Here is a 22,084-nt window from a genome sequence, read left to right on the forward strand (position 1 = left end):
TGAATTAAACCCGCAGCGGCATTAAGACATACAGCGCGGAATTATCGCTGGTGTCCTGAATGATCGTCGGGCTGGCGGCATCAGCCAGCGTCAAACGACACCCATCGCCTTCAATCTGGGAGGTGATATCCAAAAGATACTTGGCGTTAAAGCCGATCTCCAGATTATCATTCCCGTGGATTTCCAGATCTTCCGTTGCGCTGCCCGATTCCGGCGAATTGGCCGAAAGCGTCATGGTGTTGCCATGCAGTGTCAATTTCACCGCGCGAGATTTCCCATCCGAAATGGTCGACACCCGGTCGATCGCGCTGGAAAACAGCTTGGGATTAATCTCGACAATCTTGTCATTCCCGGACGGAATGACCTGTTCGTAATTCGGGAACGTCCCGTCGATCAGCTTGCTGGTCAGAACAATATGGTCGAACGCAAAGCGAACCTTGCTTTCCGACAGGCTAATCTGGATAGAATCGGCAGCCTCCTCAGCCAGCTTGCGCAACTCGCCCACGGCTTTCCGCGGAATAATCACACCCGGCATCCCTTCGGCGCCAGCCGGCAGCGGCATTTCAAAGCGGGCCAGACGGTGCCCGTCTGTCGCCACAGCGCGCAAAACTTTCACCCCTTCCTGATCGGCTTCATGGACATAGATACCGTTCAGGTAATAACGGGTTTCTTCGGTCGACATGGCAAATTTCGTCCGGTCGATCAAAGCGCGCAAATCAGCCGCCGGCAACGTAAAGCTCGCCGGCAGGTCAGCGCCGCCCATTTCCGGGAAATCGGCAATCGGCAGGCAGCTCAGACGGAAATTGGAGCGCCCGGCCCGAACCGTCATGATATTCCCGCCATCAGCCAGCTCAAGCTCCACCGAAGAATTATCAGGCAACTTCCGAACGATATCGTGCAGCGTGTGCGCCGGTGCCGTCGTTGCGCCCGGCTGGTCGACTTGCGCCGCCACAGCCTCGTTAATCTCCAGATCCATATCCGTTGTGCTCATGGAAAGCGTGCCGTCCTCGGCCTTCAACAGAACATTGGAGAGAATAGGAATCGTATTGCGGCGTTCGACAACGCTCTGCACATGGTTAAGCGATCGCAACAAAGCTGCACGGTCAATGCTCAGTTTCATATTTGCCTTCCTGATATTCTTAAAAACCCTAGGGAATCGCAATATAACACACGGTGCCCGGAACCCAAATATTTTCCTGTAATTCGCATAATTTTACTGCGGATAGATATTTCAACCTTGAATGCCGGCAAACACAATGTGACAATAGGGCAGCAATACCCTTTCATCCGTTTCCGGAGCTTATTTACCCATGTCCGTATCCAAACGCCGCCTGTTCGATATTTTGGAAGGCCAACCCGAAGGTAAAGGCTGGCCCGCTTATGTCCTACACTACGGGATCATTGGCCTTATTATTCTGAATGTCACGACCCTGATTTTAGAAACAGTCCCGGAACTGGCCGAACCATACCGCCCCTTGTTTCATTTCACCGAATTAGTTTCCGTATTTTTGTTTAGCTGCGAATATATCGTGCGCGTCTGGGTCAGCACCGAGGACCGCACCGGACGCTATAGACATCCGCTCTGGGGCCGTTTGCGCTATATGGCAACGCCGATGGCCATCATTGATTTACTGGCTGTCGCACCGTTTTATTTTGCCATAGGCTACGGACTTGATTTCATGTTCCTGCGGCTGTTCCGGGTTTTGCGAATGCTAAAGCTCATCCGTTATTCTCCGGCATTGGCGACACTGGCCCGCGTCTATCGCGCCGAAGGCCGCTCCATCGCCGCCGCCCTGATGGTCATGATGACCTTGCTTGTCTTTTCATCAACTGTTCTATGGATGTTGGAAAACCGGCAGCAACCCGATAACTTCGGCAGCATTCCAGCGGCCATGTGGTGGGCAATGGCCACCCTGACGACCGTTGGCTATGGCGATGTTGTACCCGTTACAATTCTCGGTCGCATTGTCGGCAGCGTCGTAATGCTGCTTGGCATCGGTATGTACACCCTGCCTGCGGCCATTCTGGCCACCGGCTTTGCACGAGAAATCAAACGCAGCGACTTTCTGGTGTCTTTCGACCGTCTGGCTCATATCCCGATTTTCAAAGATCTAAGCGCCCAGCAAATTTCAATGGTAGCCAAATCCCTGCACGCCCAGATTTTTCCGGCCCACTACCTGATCTTGCAGAGAAACGAGGAACCGCAAGCCCTGTACATCATAACGGAAGGGGAAGTGCGCTTGTCCCTGCCCGATCAGGAAAAAGTTCTCGGACCCGGCGATACGTTCGGGGCGCTGGCGGAATTTGGCAACCGCGAAGCTTATCAAGCCCACATCCAGACCGATACGGAATGCCGGATTTTGATGCTGGACCTGCAGGATTTCAACCATTTACTGACCCAGTGGCCGGAATTACGCCAGTCCATCATCGACTTCCACAATCGCCGTCAGTAAACAAAATAAAAAAACGCGGAGAGATAAACTCCCCGCGTTTTTTATGTCCCTCACCATGGAGGGCACATAAGAAACCGCCATATTGACATAGGAAAGGAGGACAATAAACGGGCGGCTCCTTTCATTCTTTAAGCCATCAGCCTGTCAACGCCCGGCGAATGATGTCAACATCCTGTGAAATCTGGGCGTCGTCGTTAATCAGCTCATCAACCTTGCGCACGGCATGCATCACGGTTGTGTGATCCCGTCCGCCAAATTTCCGACCGATTTCCGGCAAGGAACGCGCCGTCAGTTGCTTGGCCAGATACATGGCAATCTGCCGGGGACGCGCGACATTCCGGGCCCGGCGGGCTGAATGCATGTCAGTCAGACGGATGTTATAGTGTTCCGCCACCTTGCGCTGGATTTCATCAATCGTAATCCGGCGATCGTGAGAGCGCAGCAAATCCTGCAACAGCTCTTGCGTCGACTCCAGCGTCACAGCCGCCTTCGTAACATCGGCGTGCGCCACAATCCGGTTCAGCGCCCCTTCCAGTTCACGGATATTCGAAGTCACTTTCAGTGCCAGGAATTCCAGAACAGCATCCGGGATCGATGCGCCCAACATATCGCGTTTGGATTGCAAAATGCCCAGCCGCAGATCATAGGTGCTCGGATGGATATCAGCCACCAGCCCCCACGCCAGACGGGAACGCAGACGCTCTTCCAGCCCCAGCAGATCAGACGGCGCTTTATCAGCGGAAATTACGATCTGTTTGTTCTGGTCGACCAACGCATTAAAGGTATGGAAGAATTCTTCCTGTGTGCTTTCCTTGCCGCTGATGAACTGAATGTCATCAATCATCAGGACATCAACCGAACGGAACGTTTCTTTAAACGCCATCGTATCTTTGGCCCGCAACGCACGCACAAACTGGTACATGAATTTCTCGGCTGACAGGTACATTACGCGTTTTTCCGGGCTTTGTTCTTTCAGCGCCCAGCCGATCGCATGCATCAAATGGGTTTTACCAAGGCCAACACCGCCATACAGGAACAACGGGTTAAACGGCACGTTCTGGCTTTCGACAATCCGGCGCGCCGCGGCAAACGCCAGCGCATTCGGGTTACCGACAACAAAGCTGTCAAATGTATAGCGGGGATCAAACGGCGAAGACAGTTCAAACGGGTCGGCATCCTTGCCGTTCTGGTTGGCTTTCTTTTTGTCATCCTTGGCGGACGGCTCGGAGTCACTGTGAATGGCATTTTGAACGACAACGATCTCGACACGCTGAATTTCGTTATTTTTTTCGCGGCACATTTCGAGAATACGGCCCGCATAATGGGATTGAATCCAGTCACGCATAAAACGGGTAGGAACGGAAACTTCCAGCGCACCGTGATAGCAAGCCTGCAATGTCAGAGGTTTTAACCAGCTGCGAAAAACGGCTTCACCGAACTCGTCGCGAAATTCTTTATAAACAGCATCCCAAAGGCTGGAAATTTCCGGCGTCGGAACAAAAGAAACATGTTCACCACCCCCTTGGTTAGCTTGCATGGCTGCTCCCATATCCGCGACTTCTGCCATTCTCTGATTCTCCCGTGTAACTTATCTGGTTAAACAAAAATTTATTCTTTTGTCAAAATCATCCCTTGGGATACCCCTTCGACAAAAAGATCACAGCCCTGAAAATCCACGCCGACCCATTAAAAACGGAGCGTTTTCTCTTACTGACCATGACAAAACCGTACAGGTTACCACCAGACTGGAAACAAGCCCCCTATGATGTCTTTGTCTCCCCAAAAGACATCAAGGCCGTTTTGTTCAGGTGTCCCCTTTTCACACTCTCGCACAGAATTTTTCTGCGATTTTTCTCTATCCACCCGGATCGGATTGACCCCTAAAAGCACCAAAAAAGCGCCTTACTTTGGATTTTTCCCATGTATGTTTTGTTTTTTACAAAGTCCTCTCCGACATGGGTCGAAAGCCCTTGTTTTATGCGGGGTTCCAGCAACAAAAGACTGTCGCCGTCCCGATAAAATTGACCTTAAACAGGTTTAAATTTGATTGCAATGAGATCAAAACGCGAACACTCAAAACGCAATTTTTTTACAGAAAAAAAATTCCCCATAGGGGAAGGGCCCGGAAAATTAACTCTCCGGACTGCGCGTCAAAATGATCTGATTTCCTTCAAAAGAATACCGGTCCCCAAACGACCGGAGTTTTTTAAGAAGCTTCTTTGAGCTTTCTAATGCGGGCCGTCAAACGTGACAGCTTACGAGACGCCACATTTTTGTGGACGACACCTTTGGCCACGCCACGCTGAATCTCAGGCTGAGCTTCTTTGAAAGCGCTTTCGGCCTGCGTGGCATCACCGGTGGTCAGGGCCAGTTCGACTTTCTTGATGAAAGTACGAATACGGCTGCGGCGATCACGATTGATCTCCGTGCGGCGTGCGTTGCGACGAATGCGTTTCTTAGCTGATGCGTGGTTTGCCATCTTTTATCTTTCCACTTTTTAATCTTTAAAACTCTGCGGACAACCCTGCGGCCCCGCCGTAAACATACTCTTATCCGTTGGACCGGTGAGTTTTACGCGCCCCTTCAATAATTGTCAAGATAAACTGTGAAAATCATATAAATTCAAAAAATTGCGCCTTGACCGGCGCCCGCATCTATGGTGCCCGCGGCCGCACTTCAAAGTAAATCAGGAGCGAGTCGTCCTGCGGCACGATCCGGTATGACAGGGCTTCCCCTTGCCGGACAAACTGGCCTATCCCCACAGAAACCCAGCCCAGTTGCGGTAAAGTAACATCATAAAACGATGCCAGCTTTTCAGCATCGGCGGCCTCCGTCACCGCCAGGGACTCGATAATCCGCCCCTCCGGCTTGTCGAACACCAGCGCCCCTTCAGGAATCTCGTAGAGACCGTCCATCAAAGGAACGTCCGGCAACATTTCAAAAAAGCGGGGGGCCAGAGGCTCTCCGCCCGTTTGCGCCAAAGCGGTCCCGGGGGCTTGTCCCCACAGGCACAGCCCCAAAAGCAAAGACAGTATTTGAATATGCCTGATCATTTTTGTTTCTCCGGGCAATAAAAGCTCGACCGGCCCGCTTGCCGTATCTGCCGAACACCCTTTGTCTTGCTTACATCACAAGTGCAGCCGGGGCAAGGTTCTCCCGCGCGCCCATACACAGCAAATTGATGCTGGAAATAACCAAGATGCCCGTCCGCCTGCCGGTAATCTTTGAGAGAACTGCCCCCGGCGGCAATCGCCCGGCCCAGAACATCGCGGATAGCCACGACCAGCGCCTCGGCTTCATCCGGCTTAATATTGGCCGCCGGACGTTCCGGATCAATGCCGGCCTGGAACAGGGCTTCGCACACGTAAATATTCCCCAGCCCCGCGACATGGCGTTGATCCAGCAGCGCCGTTTTGATCGGAGTCTGCCGCCCCGCCAGCGCCGCCGCCAGAACGGGCGCGGAAAAATCGTTCCCCAAAGGCTCCGGCCCCAGACCGGCAAAGGCTTTATGATCCGACCATGTATTTTCCTCCAGCAACAGCACCATGCCAAAGCGCCGCGGATCGCGGAACACCAGCCGCGCGCCGTTATCAAAGGTCAGGATCAAATGGTCGTGCTTTTCCGGCGTGTAATCCTCCCCCGGCGCCGGCAGCAACACCCGCCCGCTCATCCCCAGATGCAGGACCAGCACCCGACCCCCGTCCAGATGCGCCAAGATATATTTCGCCCGACGGGACAGACGGTTGACGGTTTTACCGGTTAAAATTTCAGGCAGCCTGTCGGGAAACGGCACACGCAATCCGGCACGACGCTGATCGACCTGTGCGATCTGCCGCCCTGTGACCACCGGCGCCATGCCGCGCATAACAGTTTCAACTTCAGGTAATTCAGGCATGGGAACGACCATGCCGCCGCCCACGGATCGACGCAAGAAAAAAAAGACTGTCAGGCGGGGAAGCCTGACAGTCCAGATTTGTGTGTGGGGTAAAACAACGCATGCGAGTGGGGAGATGCATGTTTGCCGCTGTTTGATAAGGTTATATGTCATTCCTTATATCGGCGTCAAGCTTTTTGTAATAAAAAATGCATTATTTGTAATTTTTTATAGACAATCGATTTTAAGCTTGCTATAGAAAGAATAGAGATACGAACAATTATTTACATAATAACAATAACTTAGACGATAAATAAGGGAACCAGATGCCTACAATCGCGCAAATCCGCGCCGCCCGCGCCCTTTTGGGATGGAGCCAGACCGACCTCGCCGATCATGCGGGTCTGTCACAGACGGGAATTGCGCGCCTTGAAAACGGCACCAACAGCCCGAATGCCGCCACCATGGAAAAGATAAACGCCGCCTTTGACCGCGCCGATATCGAGTTTTTGGGTGATACCGGTCTGCGCCAGCGCACAGGAGAAGTCAAAACATATCGCGGACAGGATGGATTCCGGGATTTTATGGATGATGTCTACGAAACAGCTCGTGACGAAGGCGGGGAAATTTGCCTGTTCAATGCTCGCCCAGAAAACTGGCTAAATCTTTTGGGGCAGGAATGGTGCTTGATGCACGCTGAAAGAATGGTCGATATTAAAGACAGATACAACTTCAGAACAATAGCAAAACAAAGTGACGACGCATTAATTGGGCAAAGGTTCATTGAATACAGATGGATCCCCGAGGGTATGTTTGATGAGAGATCCTTTTATTGTTACGGCAACAAGCTAGCTTTCTTGGATTTCAGAGAAAACGACATTGAAATATGGGTTCTCGACCATCAGAAATTTTCTGAGGGATTCAAAACTCTTTTCCAAATCAGCTGGGACAGCGTCACAACAAAAGCCAAAATTGATCCCAAAAAAGATATCAGAAACATAAAAAAAGATGATGAAGAAGAGTAAAATTGCACTACTAATCAATAACAATATTTCAGGAAACCTTATTGTTTCAAAACTGTTCCCTGAACTGTTGAAACTTAATCTTACGCCGGTCATTTACATCTTACATCCGCATGTCCCGAAAAGTGCACAAATAGGCAAACTTCAAAATTTTGGATTTTACGACCATACTATTGGCAGCTCTGTTCTATTCCCTTTTTTAGAGAGTAAACCTACACTTTTAAACGAAGACAAAACCCCGTACACAGATATTGCTTATAGCTATAAACAAATAGCAGATTTATATAGTACGGAAGTCACACACATTGAAAATTTTAACGAACCCACAGAACATGAAAAAGTATGTAAAGACAAAGAAATTATAGGCTGCATATCCATAAGGAACCTGCAAATATTCAAGCCGCATACTATAGCCGCCATCAAAAATAGTGGTAAATTTCTATGGAATCTTCATACAGGAATACTCCCTGAATACAGAGGAGTATTTCCTCAATTATGGGCAATGGCTAACGATGAAAAAGAAACAGGAGTAACCCTTCATCATGTCGATGAAGGAATAGATACGGGTCCAATCATATGCTCAGAAAGGTTCCCTATAGACAAACAATCATCTTTTTTAAAAATATTTTTTGAATCGCATACATATGCAACGTCCTGCATAATCAAGGCAATAAAATCAGGAGATCATAAATCAGTCCTCGAACAGAGTGCACAGGCTGGCGAAAGCAATTATTATACTTTCCCAACTCCTAAAAATTGCGAAAATTGGGAAAAAAAGGGTATTCACATTTCAAACCCAAAAGAAATAGTCGATATCCTCTCAAAATCGTATAGCTTGGAAGGATCCCAACATCACCAAGAACTCCGCAATGCGCTGATACAAGCCTCAGCTGAATGGGAACAACGCATACAAAGAACAACAAGAACAAAAAAAGCCGCCTGATCCAGACGGCTTTTCGTTATTTGTATCTAAAAGTAGCGGCGCAACACTGGCCGGGCACGGCTAGAAAAACAAGGCGAAGCGTAGTTGAAACCTACGTGAGCCGATGTTTGACAACGCCCGTGCCCGGATCAGGGGCAGCGCCGGGCTTACATCATCCCCATGCCGCCCATACCACCCATGCCGCCCATGTCACCCATGCTGCCGGCGGAAGAAGATTTATCATCCGGTGCATCGGTAACCATGGCTTCGGTGGTAATCAGCAGACCAGCAACAGAGGCCGCATCCTGCAAAGCCGTCCGTACAACTTTAGCCGGATCGATCACGCCGTCCTTGACCAGATCGCAGTACTCGCCGCTCTGGGCGTTATAACCGAAATCAGCCTCGTTCTTTTCCAGCAATTTGCCGACCACGATCGAACCTTCGACCCCGGCATTTTCAGCAATCTGGCGAACAGGTGCCTGCAAGGCCCGGCGCACAATATCAATCCCGACCTGCTGGTCGTTATTGTCGCCTTTCAGCTTTGCCAGCGCGTTCGTCGAGAACAACAACGCAGAGCCGCCACCGGCCACAATGCCTTCTTCGACAGCCGCGCGGGTTGCATGCATGGCATCGTCAACGCGGTCTTTACGCTCTTTCACTTCGACTTCCGTCGCCCCGCCGACACGGATAACAGCCACACCGCCGGCCAGTTTAGCCAAACGCTCTTGCAGTTTTTCCTTGTCGTAATCAGAAGACGTTTCTTCGATTTGCGCCTTGATCTGGGCAACGCGGGAATTGATATCGCCTTTGTCACCGGCACCATCAACGATCGTGGTTTCATCCTTGGTAATAGCCACTTTCTTGGCCGTACCCAGCATATCCACGGTCACGTTTTCCAGCTTGATCCCGATATCTTCGGAAATCACCTGACCACCGGTCAGAGTCGCCATGTCTTCCAGCATCGCTTTCCGGCGATCGCCAAAGCCCGGCGCTTTCACAGCCGCAACCTTCAGGCCGCCGCGCAGCTTGTTGACCACGAGAGTCGCCAGCGCTTCGCCTTCGATGTCTTCAGCAATAATCAGAAGCGGGCGACCGCTCTGAACCACAGCTTCCAAAATCGGCAGCATCGCCTGCAGGTTCGACAGTTTGGATTCATGCAGCAAGATATAAGGGTTTTCGAGATTGCAAACCATCTTGTCGGCATCGGTGATGAAGTAAGGCGACAGGTAACCACGGTCAAACTGCATACCTTCCACCACGTTCAGCTCGTTAGACAGCGATTTGGCTTCTTCAACCGTAATCACGCCTTCCTTACCGACTTTTTCCATGGCTTCCGCCAGCATAGCGCCGATTTCGGAATCGCCATTGGCGGAAATAGTGCCGACCTGTTTGATCTCATCGTTGGTTTTGACCTTTTTGGCCCGCTCTTCGATGCTGGCAACCACGGCTTCCACAGCGCGGTCAATCCCGCGTTTCAGGTCCATCGGGTTCATCCCCGCAGCCACAGCCTTCACACCTTCACGAACCATGGCCTGCGCCAAAACCGTCGTCGTGGTCGTACCGTCACCGGCCAGATCGTTTTGTTTCTTGGCCGCTTCGCAAACCAGTTGCGCGCCCATGTTTTCAAATTTGTCTTCCAGCTGGATTTCCTTGGCAACGGTCACACCATCTTTCGTGATACGCGGCGCGCCAAAGGACTTATCCAAAATCACATTCCGGCCCTTGGGACCCAACGTGACCTTCACAGCATCAGCCAGAACATTGACACCGGCCAGCATACGCTTGCGGGCATCTTCATGAAATTTAACTTGTTTAGCACTCATCTGAGTTCTTCCTTTTCTTTAAAATTGGCATTTGTAATCTTCGTTTCAGGCAAACCCTTAAAACTAAGCAGCAGCCTCGATTACACCCATAATGTCGCTTTCCTTCATAACCAGCATCTCTTCACCGTCAATGGTGACTTCCGTGCCGGACCATTTGGAAAACAGAACGCGGTCGCCGGCTTTGACATCCAGCGGAACAACTTTCCCGCTCTCATCACGTGCGCCGGAACCCACAGCGACAATTTCACCTTCCATAGGTTTTTCTTTAACCGTATCTGGAATGATGATGCCCCCAGGGGTCTTCTCATCGATCTCCACACGGCGCAGAAGCACACGATCATGCAAAGGACGAAATTTCATTTTGGTTTCTCCTTGGATTTTTTCTTGGTTAAAACACAATGACCATTTTCCAGAAGCCCAAATTCAGGCGCCTCTATCTTATGGCCGAGAGTCATTTAAAGCACAGTTGCGGGGATTTCAAGTCTTTTCCCATAGGAACACGAGACTTAAACCGGGCAACCTTAAAACTTTTGAAACCAAATTCGTGCTATCATTATAACTGGTGAAACAGAAGGTTTTTGCATAGATGGCTGATTTTAATAGGCAAATCATGGAAAACTACCGCCTGACAACGGCGGAGATCATCTATCGCCTACCGGATTACCCGGATTTCCTGCAATCCTTCATATGGCAAAACTATGATATCGCTCCAAAATTCCCGGAACTTCATAACTTCTTGAATTTCTGGAAGAAAGAGATCGAAGGCTCCATTCACTCAGTTTATGTCGCCAGCAAAAAAATCATAACGCCATCCGATTTCGGTTTCCACGATTATGAAGTCACACTCCAGTAACGCCCAGCCCCCCGTCTGAAAACGAAAAAGCCGCCCCAAAGGGCGGCCTTTTGTAATCTTATCTGTCTGTACAAACGCTTATTTGCGTTGTGCAGATTCGAACACGCGCTCAGCTTTATGGGTCTCAACAACCGGAGCCGGTGCTTCCATAGACGTTGCCGTACGCTCATCAGCGTAAGGAGCTTGACGCTCGTAGCTGTAATCAACGTCATCGCCATTTGCTGCACAAGCAGACACGGCCATTGCGGCACCAATCATACATACTGTCATAATCTTTTTCATTTTAGCTCTCTTTCTTCAATCAAAGATTAAATTACGGAACAAACCAACTATGCTCTGCATACGCTGAAGAGCAAAACCTATTCCTTTATACACACATATATAGACAACACAAAGAACATTGCACACTGTTTTTTCAATTTTTTTCTTTTTTTTCAGCTTTTTCTTAAATCAGGTATTGTTATTTTTCTGTACCTTCCGAAAGTATGCCTCAATCCCTTCCCGGAGGGAACCTGCAATTTTCCGCCGGTAATCAGTCTGGTTCAACATCTGCGCCTCCTGCCTGTTGGACATAAAGCCCATCTCCACAAGGACAGAAGGAATATCCGGTGCCTTCAGCACCGCAAATCCGGCATAACGATGCGGGTTTTCGAGCGTTTTAACACTGCTGCTTTTCATGGTCACCACCATGGTATTGGCCAGGAATTTTGACTGGTTCATCGTATCGCGCATCGCCAGATCAACCAGGATACTGGCCACCGTTTCATCTTCGACGCTCAAATCAACCCCGGCAATCAGGTCTGCCCGGTTTTCCCGCGCCGCCAGCCGTTCAGTCTGGGCATCCGAGGCTTTCTCCGACAGCGTATAAATCGAAGCGCCGCGAACATTTGACTTGTCGATGGAATCCGCATGCAGGGAAACAAACAGATCGGCATTCCTTTTCCGGGCATACGCCACGCGCTTGTGAAGGCGAATATAGGTATCCGTATCGCGGGTCAGGTGAACGGTATACCGTCCGGTCGCCTCTAATTGGCGTTTTAGCTCTTTGGCCATGGCCAGCGTCACATGCTTTTCGAACACGCCATTGGCACCGACCGCGCCGGGATCAGTGCCGCCATGACCGGGATCAATAACGATAATCGGTTTTTCTGTACGGGGCGGTATGCCGTCCGGCAAAGGCGGCTTGTGCGGCGGAACAATCATCCCCCCCGCCGTTTTGATCGTCTTTTGCGCCTGATTGCCGGCTTCTTGGGGCATGGAAGAAACAGCCATATTGCTGGCCATCACCGGCGTGACATTATCGACATCCAGATTGCCCAGCAACCGGCCTTTATATTGCAGGAATTCATCCTGATTCGCAGATGAAAAATCGAGAACCAGCCGATGCGGATGATCCCTGTCCTGTGGCAAAATAAATGCCGAGCGAATCACAACCGGCCCCGCCATATCAACGACTATGCGGGAAACTCCCGGCTTTAAGCGCCCCTGACGAACATCCTTGACCGCGCCGCCGACAGGCTTGGCGATCGCCCCGGCCTGCCAGTCAAAGTCCGGCAAATCGACAACCATCCGGTAGGGATCGGCCAAAACGAAAGCGCGAAAATCTGTTTTTTCGCTCAGGTCAACGACCAGACGCGTTTTATCCGGATGCGCGCCGAAACGGATACCGTCGATACTCAGCGCCCGCGCACTGGCCGGCCACCCCGCCATCAGCAAAGTGACCGTCAATAGCAGACCAGCCATAAAACGTCCGTACGATTTCAACAAATCAGTCTTCCCGCAGCCCTATTAAGTCCCAACATTCTTTCTTATCATACTTTACAGATCAGTAAAACCTGAGGCACGCTCACCTCACTTTAACATCTTCCAAATCTTTTGTGTCCTTGTCCATTTTTTAGTGGACGGCCCGGCCAACAATTTGTATTGTGCAAAAAGCGACCCGTTGTGGCTATGCAGAGCGAAGAATTTTCGCAGAATTTTATAAGGTTTCGCTAGACGCAACGGTACCATAGGAAGGCACAGTTTGACCTTCCGCAGCCGATATTGGCCTGTTCGAACCGAATATCAACCGTTGCGAACATCCGTAGTATTATCGGCCGGAGTTTTGAACTGAGTGTAAGGAACAATGATGCCTTGCGCCACCCGTTCTGCATGGTCGCTTGCAGAGGGTCAGGCTGCGGCGTCCATGGAGATTTATAAAATGACAAAAAAAATGCTGATCGACGCAACCCATTCCGAAGAAACACGGGTTGCCGTCGTCGATGACAAACGCCTGATTGAATACGACTACGAAAGTCAGGTTCGCAAACAACTCAAAGGCAGTATATTTCTGGCAAAAGTGACGCGGGTTGAACCGTCGCTCCAGGCCGCCTTTGTTAACTTTGGCGGTAACCGCCACGGCTTTCTGCCTTTTTCCGAAATTCACCCCGATTACTTCCGCATTCCGATCGCTGACCGGGAAGCCTTGATTGCCGAACAGCAAGCCGCCATGGAAGCCATGGAAGCTGCGGAAGCCGAAGCGGAAGCCGCCGAAGAAGCCGCGATGAAAAACGAAGATTCAGAAACATCCGATCACGATGATGATCTGCCGGAGCTGGAAGAAGTCGGTGGCAGGGATAATGATGATGCATCGGAACGAGGTGACAACGACGACAACAATGCCGACGATGACACTGATAACGATGAAGCTGATGACTCAGCCGCCGCGGAAAGCGAAGGCAAGGGCGAAGGCGATGAAACCGACGACAATCAAAGACGAGATCAGGGCCGCCGCGGACGCCGGGGCCGGAACAATTACCGGGGTCGGGGTCGGGGCCGCCACCGTATGGCCGCCGATAGCCGCCGGGTTGAAGTGGTCGGTGGCGACAACGTTGAAGGCGACCGCCCGTTACGGCCATCGCTGAAAAAACATTACAAAATTCAGGAAGTCGTCAAACGCGGCCAGATCATGCTGATCCAGGTTTCCAAAGAAGAACGCGGAAACAAAGGCGCAGCGGTAACGACATATCTGTCCCTGCCGGGCCGCTACTGTGTCCTGATGCCCAATAGCCCGCGCGGCGGTGGCGTCAGCCGGAAAATTGCCAACTACAAAGACCGCAAACGCATGCGGGACGTCCTGTCCGATCTGCAAATCCCGGACGGTATGTCCGTTATCATGCGCACGGCCGGTGTCGAGCGCACCAAGCCGGAAATCAAGCGTGACCTTGATTACTTGACCCGCTTGTGGAACGACATCCGTGAACTGACCCTTAAATCCACGGCGCCGGCGTTGGTCCACGAAGAAGGCCATCTGGTACGCCGTTCGATCCGGGATATTTACACCCGCGACATCGAGGAAGTTCTGGTTGCCGGGGAAGACGGTTTTGAAACCGCTCGCAATTTCATGAAAATGATGATCCCCTCGCATGCCAAACGGGTCGTCAAATACGAAGATGACAAATTTCCGCTGTTCCACCGCTATCAGGTTGAAAACCAGATCGCCGGTATGAACTCGCCGGAAGCCACACTGAAATCCGGGGGATATCTGATTATCAACCAGACCGAAGCGCTGGTAGCCGTCGATGTGAACTCCGGGCGCGCCACAAAGGAGCGCCATATTGAGGAAACAGCCCTAAAAACCAACCTCGAAGCGGCTGACGAAGTCGCCCGGCAGTTGCGGCTGCGTGACTTGGGCGGATTGGTTGTGATCGACTTTATCGACATGGAAGACCGCCGCAACAACCGTAAGGTTGAACAACGCCTGAAAGAAGCACTGTCGACGGACCGCGCCCGCATCCAGATTGGCCGGATATCGTCCTTCGGTTTGATGGAACTCTCGCGCCAGCGCCTGAACCCGTCATTGAACGAATCCCAGTACCAGCGCTGCCCGCATTGTGAGGGCACAGGGACGGTCCCGACAGTCGACTCCGCCGCTATTATGGCGCTGCGCTCTCTGGAAGATGAGGGGATTAAAGCGCGCGCCTCGCAAGTAGCCCTGTTCATCCCCAACGAAGTCGCACTTTACATTCTGAACAACAAACGCGACATCCTCGGCGATATTGAACAACGCTACGGCTTTAGCGTCCTTATCAAGGTTGACGATACACTGTCCGCCAAAAGCTCGCGCATTGAAATGATCCGGGCCATCGGCAAAGGCGGCGATGACGAAGACGAAGAAGACAGCGATACATCGTCTTCTGCAGGATCTTCAGCACCGGCAACGCCGGCAGCAGCCGACGACGAACAAGATGACGGCCAAAACCGGAAGAGCAATCGCCGCCGCGGACGTCGGGGCGGGCGCCGCCGGAATAACAATCCGGGCAATGACGCCCCTCAAAACGAAGAATCGGATGGAAACGAAACGTCCGAAAAGACAGAAAGCACCGCCGAACCCAAAGAAGAAAAACCCAAGGCACGGGACCATAAGCCGTCAAAAAACACGGACAAGGAAGATAGCGTAAAAGCAGCTGCGGAAACGCCTGCCGAAAAAGCCGCGACGGACAAAACCGATGATACGGCACAGGGCAAAGAGAAAAAACCAGCCGCCAAAGGCCGCAAACCGTCTTCTCGTGCCAAAAAAGCCGACACAGTCGAGGTAACCGAAGAAAAAGCTGAAAAAGCGGAAGAAAGCAAACCCGTTAAAAAAGCGGCAGCGCCCCGCAAATCGGCCAAGAAAAGTGAACCGTCAAATGACAGCGCCCCGCCAGCGCCCAAAGAATACGAAACAGTCAATCAGGCACCGGATAAGAAGAAAAAAGGCTGGTGGAACAAGCTGGTTGAATAAAACAGTAATTCATTCGGATGTAAAAAGAGGGGCTTGTCGGCCCCTCTTTCTTTTCTTCTGTAAAGCTATGTTACTTACGCCATGCCTGTAAACGGCGGCATGCCTCGGTTATATCTTCTGTCGCCCCGGCAAAGGTAATACGGACGGTTTGCAATCCGCGGCGTAAATCAAAATCCGTTCCCGGCGTCATCGCCACGCCGGTTTCATCCAGCATCCGGCGGCAGAATTCTTCCGAATTATCGGTCAGATCGCTGACATCGGCATAGGTATAAAACGCGCCCTTGGTGTTGGACAGCTTCGTAAACCCGGCCTTCGGCAGCTCTGCCTTCAGGATATCGAGATTCTTTTGATAGCGCGCGACATACCCGTCCAGAACATCCGTATGGTCGAACACCTTGTAAGCCACATGCTGGGACAAGGTCGGCGGCGACACGAACAGGCTTTCCGACAGGCATTTAACCCGGTCGGCCATATCTTCGGGCACCACCATCCAGCCCAAACGCCAGCCGGTCAGGGCAAAATATTTGGAAAAGCTGTTCAGCACCACGGCATCGTTCGTATAACGCAAAACCGTTTCCGCAGGCTTCCCGGTAAATGTAAGATGCTGGTACAGCTCGTCGGAAATAATCCGCACGCCGTTTTCCTTACACCATGCAACAATCTCTTCAAGCTTGTCCGGCGCAATCACCGTCCCGGCCGGATTACACGGGCTGGCAATAATAATCCCGTCGATTTTGGTGCCCAGCGCTTCCAGATGCGCACGGGTCGGCTGATAGTCTGTTTCGGCACTGGTTTCAATCTCGACCGCCTGCAACCCCAGAGCCTTCAGGATATTCCGGTAGGCCGGATAGCCGGGCGCCGCCATCGCAACCTTGTCCCCAACTTCAAAAGCACTCAGGAACGACAGGATAAACCCGGCAGACGCGCCCACAGTAATGGCAATCCGGCGATAATCCAGATCAACGCCATACTGGTCGCGATACCACACGGCAATCCGGTCGCGTAAAAGCGGCATGCCCATGGCCTCGGTATAGCCCTGACGCGGATCGTTGGCGATCACCTCCTGCGCGTATTTCAGAGCTTCCGGCGGCGCACCGTCACTCGGCTGACCGGGCGCCAGACTAATGACATCCTCGCCATCCGCCTTGCGCTCATTTACCTCCCGCAACAGGTCCAATGCCCGGAAAAGAGGGATTTCTGATCTTTTTGATAATTTTAAAGCCATGATTTTTTACCTGAATGAATTACGGCTGATAAAACGCCATAACCGGAAAGCTTTTGCAAGCGTTTTAGATAAAAAACAACCCTCTGATAAATAAAGTAAAAAACAAGTAACAACAATTTATATAAAATTTTATCTATCTAGATACAAATAAAATAAAATTTATATATAAAATTGTATTTATTTTTTACATCGTCTTTACTCTTATTTTGTTAAAATTGTATATGTAAACAATGACTGGGCAGTCATAGAGAAAAAAGCACAAGATACCGCCACAGGAGTGAAGCAAAAAAAAATAAAAAACAGATTTAAAGGTTAAAAAGTTTTTGGAAGTCCTCTTTCCTTTTCATCTGCCATCTGATCCGGGCCGCCCCCGCAGGAACCAAAGCCCGGAGGAATTAGAAAACAGATGAAGTTTATTGTCCCCCCTTGGCCGCCGGTAACCCCGGCGGCTTTTTTTGCTGTATGACGATCGCCAGAAACGCTACAATAAAGAATATTATAAAATGAGGAGTTTAAATCTTATGCGTATTTTTTCCCTTTGTGTCGCCTTGCTTTTATTCACGGTTGCGCCCGCCCTTGCAGAAGAAACAGCGAAGCCGTCAGCCGAAAAACCGGACATAGCGGCTAATCCCTACGGTGAAAAAATTCCTGAAATGGCACAAAAACTTGCCGAAACCATGACCGAAGAGGAAGTAAACAATTTCGTCGTCATCAAGGACAATTTCGGCATGATCCGGGCAACGGGCATTGCGCGCACAGATGTTAAAAACGCCGTAGCCGCCTGCGCCGAAGAAAATACGGACATGGCGGATAAAATAACCGCACGCCACAAAGAATGGGAAAAAGCCCTGAGCGCCGCTACGGAAAAACAGCAAAAAACACTCGACAAGGAAATCAAGAAACGGTTCGCACACCCCAAAGATGTGAAGCTTTATCTCGACCAGATCGACAAGGCCGCCAATTACGCAAACGAGCAAATTGAAAAAACACCGGTCAGCGACAAAGCCGCCTGTGAAACACTCCTGAAATCCATGGATGAAACCCAAAAACAGATCGAAGATCTTCTGGACGGGATGGCATGGGATGTGCCCAGTCCTCCGTTCGTGGATACCAGCAAAGAAAACGCCGAAGCCGCCACAGAAAAATGAAAATTTTACAGGTCATGGCCGGGGGCCGTCACGGCGGAGCGGAAACCGCCTGCATTGATATGTGCGTGGCTCTGAAGGAAGCCGGGGAAGATATAACCCTCGCCACCCGCCCCAACCCCCGCAACCGGCGGCTGGTTAATGCGGGAATCCCGGTCTACACCCTGCCTTTTGGCGGCAGTATTGATCTGTATACCCCTTGGCAACTGGGCCGTTTAATGCGAAAAATCAAACCGGACATCATCCAGACATGGATGGGCCGGGCCGCTGCTAAAATCCCGGTAAACCATGGAAACATCCCTGTTGTCTCAAGACTCGGCAATAACTACAAAATGAAAAATTTCCGGCACAGCGATTACTTTACTACCATCACGCCGGCCATCCGCGATTACCTGATCGAAAACGGCGTCGCCCCCGATAAAGTCAGGCATATCAACAATTTTGCCGAAACCGAAGAAAGCGTCACACCGGTTCAGCGCTCCGCTTTTGATACCCCGGATGACGCGCCGCTGCTCCTCGCGCTCGGGCGCCTGCATGACGCCAAGGCCTTCGATACGTTAATCACAGCCATGGTGGACGTGCCGGATGCCTGCCTATGGATCGCCGGTGAAGGCCCGGACCGGGAAAAACTCGAAGCACAAATTAGCCGCTTAAACTTGCAAAACCGGGTAAAACTTCTGGGCTGGCGGGACGACCGCGCGGCACTGTTTCAGGCCGCCGATATCTGCGTTTTCCCCTCACGTTTCGAGCCGTTCGGCACGGTCTTTGTTCAGGCCTGGGCCCAGCGCGTGCCTCTGGTCACATCCGCTGCCGACGGCGCGCGGCAGTTCGTCCGTGACGGCGAAGACGGTCTGATGGTCCCGATTAATGACAGCAAAGCCTTGGCCACAGCCATCCGCACCATGATTGGCGATAAAAGCCTGCAGGCCCGGCTGGTCGCAAACGGTTATCAACGCTACAAAGCCGAATTTACAAAGGAACAAGCCGTCAAAGCCTATCTGGATTTTTACCGGGACATCCTGAATCGCTAATCATACGGCCCCGGATCCACGCCTCATTAATTGCCATATCACATTTGCATTTTATTAATATTTTATGGCACAATATGGTATTCAGTAAAAAAGGGCTCTTGAGAGCCGGAAACGTAAGAGTTTCAAAGATGAGTATCGACACAGATAGTGACATTCCGAACGAGCATAAAGCGAGGTCATCCTTCGCCGATGTCGTGAACAATGGCAATATTGAACAGCCTGCAATGATTGTTATCAGTAAAAATCCGATAGAAACAAAAACGGATCAGGACGAAATGGATGAAGCCATTGAACGCAGCCTGAAAAAACAACGCGCTCAAATCAGAGCCCATCATGAAGCACTTGACGAAGAAAAAGCCGGCATTCGCTCAGGAAAAACGACCGGGGAAGGCGCCGCGGATGAATCAGGTGACGTAAAACTAAAATATAAACGCGGCCTGATTGAAAGAATGATTATCCGGGATCATGGGAATTATCTGTCTATTTCTCATCCTCAAAAAATGACAGAGAACGATACAAAACGCCTCAAAAAACGTTTCAAAAAAGCAATCCTCCACGCCGCTATCAACAAAGGATGGAGTGAGTTTCATTGTTACGACAACGCCGGATGGCTTTCAAAGGGAACCATCAACAGCCAAATGACCGCTCTGGTCGAAAGCGCAAAAGCAGAACTCATTGAATCGTTAAAAACCAAAGGGGGACCGGACGGTATAAAATTAAGCCCCAAAGAACGCAAAGCCATAGAAGTATTGGAAGGCACAAAACTGGCTGCCGGAACAACCGAGAACGTTGAACCATGGCGCCGCTGGAATCCAATCGCACATCTGCTTAAAAAGGGCGAGAATACGATAAAAACTGCTAAAAAATATATTGATAACAAAGCCATTGATCCCGTTAAACAGAAAATCGAGGGTCAAAAAACAAACTGGTCTATCACGCGCCATCTTAATTTATCCTGACCATACCCCCTAGCCCTTCGCCCGCCGCTATGCTAAACCATGGGCGATTAAAAATCTGCTGATTCCACGAGGGGGCTTTTGAAATCGTCATGACCGATCCAATCAAAACAGACGTTATTATCGTGGGGGCCGGGCCGGTGGGCCTGTTCGCCGTATTCGAACTGGGCCTGCTGGACATGAAGGCACACCTGATCGACATTCTCGACCGCCCCGGCGGCCAGTGTACGGAACTCTACCCCGAAAAACCGATCTATGACATTCCGGCCTACCCCACCATCAACGGCCAGGAACTGACCAACCGCCTGATGGAACAAATCAAACCGTTCGATCCGACCTTCCACCTCTCGCAAATGGTCACCGGCCTTGAAAAGCAGGAAAATGGCCATTGGCGCGTCACCACCGATGAAGACACCGTACTGGAAGCGCCGGTTGTTGTGATCGCCGCGGGCGGCGGTACATTTATGCCGAAAAAACCGAATATTCCGGGCCTTGAAGAATATGAAGGCCAATCCGTTTTCTATGCCGTGCGCAAAATGGACGCGTTCAAGGGTAAAAACATCCTGATCGCCGGCGGCGGCGACTCGGCGCTGGACTGGACGCTCAACCTGCAACCCATCGCAAATTCGATGGCTCTGATCCACCGTCGCCCGGACTTCCGGGCCGCGCCTGACAGCGTCAACAAAATGAAAGCGCTGGCCGACGAAGGCAAAATCGATTTCCATGTCGCCGACCTGAAAGGCCTGAAAGGAAAAGACGGCCAGATCGAAGCCGTCATCGCTGAATCAAAGGAAAAAGGCGAATACGAAATCCCTTGCGATACCTTCATGGCCTTTTACGGCCTGACCATGAAGCTCGGCCCCATCGCCGAATTCGGGCTGGAACTGACACCGGAAGGTTTGATCCCCGTCGATACAGAGAAATTCGAAACCAGCACCCCCGGCGTCTTCGCCATCGGTGATATCAACTGGTACCCCGGCAAGCTAAAGCTGATCCTGTCCGGCTTCCATGAAGCGGCCCTGATGGCCCAGCAAGCATTCCGTTACTGCTTCCCGGATCAAAAACTGCGGTTCCAGTACACGACATCCTCAACAAATCTCCAGACAAAACTGGGCGTGAAGGACAAGTGATCGGTTGTCGGTCACGGCTTATCAGTATAAAGTAAAGCGAAGAGCTAATAACTGATCGCACGACTTCGCCATGGCAGGATTTGACATCATAGACGCCGCCGGAAACGGTTACCGCACCGTATGGGATGAGCGTGCCTATCTGCTACGGTTGGCGGCCGTGCCGGTCCTGATTAAACTGATCTGCCACGTCATCGTTTTCTCGCTGGGCTGGCAGGACCAGTTTTTCCGCCAAACGCTGGTTATGCTTCCCTCGTTTTTTGCCGATGGCTGGATGCTGGCCCACGTGATTCGTTTGATTTTTCTAGGACAACGCTGGCCCTATCGCCCCACAGGCGACGAAACCAAAGACATGAAGACGCTGGAAAGCCGGGCGCGCGGCATAATGGCCGGCACCCTGACATTTACGGTCATTCGGTTTCTGCTGGCGGGCATAATGGCCCTGTTCCTGACCTCCGGCCAGCAAAGCGGCCCACCATCAGAGACTGCCGCCATGCAAGAACCGGCGGGACCGGGCATAGCCGTCATGGCGATTATGCTGCTTATATTTTCCATCTGGGCGTTTCGTTTTATGTGGTACTACATCCCCGCCGCGCTCAATTATCCCTTACGGCGATTCACCGCCGATCTCGGGGGATTTAAAACCTCGTTCTACATGATCGGCACATGGCTGGTTGGCTACGTCCCGATATTTTTTATACTGGTCATGGTGTCCTCGACCCTTTTACAGCCCTATAAAGACGACCTCAGCCAAATACCGGTTATCACAGAATTCGCGTTGGGGTTATTCAACATCGCCGCCGACACGTTGATCGTTCTGATCACCACGACGGGCATGGCCGCGGGTATAAGACAGCTGATGCAAGGAAACAAAAAAGCATGACCGATAAT

General features: G+C 51.3%; 20 protein-coding genes. 10 read left to right on the forward strand and 10 right to left on the reverse strand.

All coding sequences use genetic code 11. The annotated features are described in order from the left end of the window. Window positions 1-4: 4 nt before the first annotated feature. Complete coding sequence (locus tag H6868_00400) at window positions 5-1,120, reverse strand: DNA polymerase III subunit beta (protein MCB9987773.1); 1,116 nt, start codon at window positions 1,118-1,120, stop codon at window positions 5-7. Between the two features lie 190 nt (window positions 1,121-1,310). Between H6868_00400 and H6868_00405 the strand changes: the two genes are divergently transcribed. After that, complete coding sequence (locus tag H6868_00405) at window positions 1,311-2,453, forward strand: ion transporter (protein MCB9987774.1); 1,143 nt, start codon at window positions 1,311-1,313, stop codon at window positions 2,451-2,453. A gap of 136 nt (window positions 2,454-2,589) precedes the next feature. Here the strand turns inward: H6868_00405 and dnaA are convergent, their stop codons facing one another. The 4 genes from dnaA to mutM all read right to left on the reverse strand — a co-directional run bounded on the left by dnaA (window position 2,590) and on the right by mutM (window position 6,348). Continuing rightward, a complete protein-coding gene (gene dnaA / locus H6868_00410) occupies window positions 2,590-3,990 on the reverse strand; it encodes a chromosomal replication initiator protein DnaA (protein MCB9987775.1) in 1,401 nt (466 codons plus the stop codon). A 669-nt stretch (window positions 3,991-4,659) separates the two neighbouring features. Beyond that, window positions 4,660-4,932 carry a 30S ribosomal protein S20 gene (gene rpsT, locus H6868_00415; GenBank protein ID MCB9987776.1) on the reverse strand — a complete coding sequence of 91 codons (273 nt, stop codon included), beginning with the start codon at window positions 4,930-4,932 and terminating at the stop codon, window positions 4,660-4,662. A gap of 175 nt (window positions 4,933-5,107) precedes the next feature. Continuing rightward, complete coding sequence (locus H6868_00420; protein ID MCB9987777.1) at window positions 5,108-5,506, reverse strand: hypothetical protein; 399 nt, start codon at window positions 5,504-5,506, stop codon at window positions 5,108-5,110. Next, complete coding sequence (gene mutM, locus H6868_00425) at window positions 5,503-6,348, reverse strand: bifunctional DNA-formamidopyrimidine glycosylase/DNA-(apurinic or apyrimidinic site) lyase (protein ID MCB9987778.1); 846 nt, start codon at window positions 6,346-6,348, stop codon at window positions 5,503-5,505. The genes H6868_00420 and mutM overlap by 4 nt, the downstream gene beginning before the upstream one ends. Window positions 6,349-6,653: 305 nt before the next feature. On the opposite strand from mutM, the gene H6868_00430 reads away from it, so the two are divergent. Together H6868_00430 and H6868_00435 are read left to right on the forward strand one after the other, a co-directional pair. Continuing rightward, complete coding sequence (locus H6868_00430; protein ID MCB9987779.1) at window positions 6,654-7,352, forward strand: helix-turn-helix transcriptional regulator; 699 nt, start codon at window positions 6,654-6,656, stop codon at window positions 7,350-7,352. After that, window positions 7,336-8,292, forward strand: coding sequence for a hypothetical protein (locus tag H6868_00435; GenBank protein ID MCB9987780.1), 957 nt, complete (start codon window positions 7,336-7,338; stop codon window positions 8,290-8,292). The genes H6868_00430 and H6868_00435 overlap by 17 nt, the downstream gene beginning before the upstream one ends. A 146-nt stretch (window positions 8,293-8,438) precedes the next feature. Here H6868_00435 and groL read toward each other — a convergent pair whose 3' ends face one another. Further along, entirely contained in the window at window positions 8,439-10,094 is a 1,656-nt protein-coding gene (gene groL / locus H6868_00440) for a chaperonin GroEL (GenBank protein ID MCB9987781.1), read from the reverse strand. Window positions 10,095-10,157: 63 nt separating this feature from the next. After that, window positions 10,158-10,454, reverse strand: coding sequence for a co-chaperone GroES (locus tag H6868_00445; GenBank protein MCB9987782.1), 297 nt, complete (start codon window positions 10,452-10,454; stop codon window positions 10,158-10,160). A gap of 226 nt (window positions 10,455-10,680) precedes the next feature. Between H6868_00445 and H6868_00450 the strand changes: the two genes are divergently transcribed. Then, the gene (locus H6868_00450; protein ID MCB9987783.1) at window positions 10,681-10,947 is read left to right on the forward strand and encodes a Usg family protein; all 267 of its coding nucleotides are present in this window, start codon (window positions 10,681-10,683) and stop codon (window positions 10,945-10,947) included. Between the two features lie 78 nt (window positions 10,948-11,025). On the opposite strand, the gene H6868_00455 is transcribed toward H6868_00450, so the two are convergent. Beyond that, a complete protein-coding gene (locus H6868_00455; protein MCB9987784.1) occupies window positions 11,026-11,217 on the reverse strand; it encodes a hypothetical protein in 192 nt (63 codons plus the stop codon). Window positions 11,218-11,397: 180 nt separating this feature from the next. Continuing rightward, the gene (locus H6868_00460) at window positions 11,398-12,690 is read right to left on the reverse strand and encodes an N-acetylmuramoyl-L-alanine amidase (GenBank protein MCB9987785.1); all 1,293 of its coding nucleotides are present in this window, start codon (window positions 12,688-12,690) and stop codon (window positions 11,398-11,400) included. A 457-nt stretch (window positions 12,691-13,147) separates the two neighbouring features. Here H6868_00460 and H6868_00465 point away from each other — a divergent pair, with 457 nt between their 5' ends. After that, the gene (locus H6868_00465; protein ID MCB9987786.1) at window positions 13,148-15,709 is read left to right on the forward strand and encodes an Rne/Rng family ribonuclease; all 2,562 of its coding nucleotides are present in this window, start codon (window positions 13,148-13,150) and stop codon (window positions 15,707-15,709) included. 70 nt (window positions 15,710-15,779) lie between these two features. Here H6868_00465 and H6868_00470 read toward each other — a convergent pair whose 3' ends face one another. Further along, window positions 15,780-16,934: an aminotransferase class I/II-fold pyridoxal phosphate-dependent enzyme gene (locus H6868_00470; protein ID MCB9987787.1), complete on the reverse strand. Its 1,155-nt coding sequence runs from the start codon at window positions 16,932-16,934 to the stop codon at window positions 15,780-15,782. Window positions 16,935-17,455: 521 nt separating this feature from the next. Between H6868_00470 and H6868_00475 the strand changes: the two genes are divergently transcribed. The 5 genes from H6868_00475 (at window position 17,456) to H6868_00495 (ending at window position 22,076) form a co-directional block, all read left to right on the forward strand. After that, complete coding sequence (locus H6868_00475) at window positions 17,456-18,082, forward strand: hypothetical protein (protein ID MCB9987788.1); 627 nt, start codon at window positions 17,456-17,458, stop codon at window positions 18,080-18,082. After that, a complete protein-coding gene (locus H6868_00480) occupies window positions 18,079-19,110 on the forward strand; it encodes a glycosyltransferase (GenBank protein ID MCB9987789.1) in 1,032 nt (343 codons plus the stop codon). The genes H6868_00475 and H6868_00480 overlap by 4 nt, the downstream gene beginning before the upstream one ends. A 74-nt stretch (window positions 19,111-19,184) precedes the next feature. Next, window positions 19,185-20,069, forward strand: a complete 885-nt coding sequence (locus H6868_00485) for a hypothetical protein (protein ID MCB9987790.1) — start codon at window positions 19,185-19,187, stop codon at window positions 20,067-20,069. A gap of 89 nt (window positions 20,070-20,158) precedes the next feature. Continuing rightward, a complete protein-coding gene (locus H6868_00490) occupies window positions 20,159-21,196 on the forward strand; it encodes an NAD(P)/FAD-dependent oxidoreductase (GenBank protein ID MCB9987791.1) in 1,038 nt (345 codons plus the stop codon). A gap of 70 nt (window positions 21,197-21,266) precedes the next feature. Next, window positions 21,267-22,076 carry a hypothetical protein gene (locus H6868_00495; GenBank protein MCB9987792.1) on the forward strand — a complete coding sequence of 270 codons (810 nt, stop codon included), beginning with the start codon at window positions 21,267-21,269 and terminating at the stop codon, window positions 22,074-22,076. The last annotated feature ends 8 nt before the right edge of the window (window positions 22,077-22,084 follow it).

This window comes from Rhodospirillales bacterium (genome assembly GCA_020638175.1).
In the GTDB taxonomy this organism is placed as follows: Bacteria; Pseudomonadota; Alphaproteobacteria; order Micavibrionales; family Micavibrionaceae; genus JACKJA01.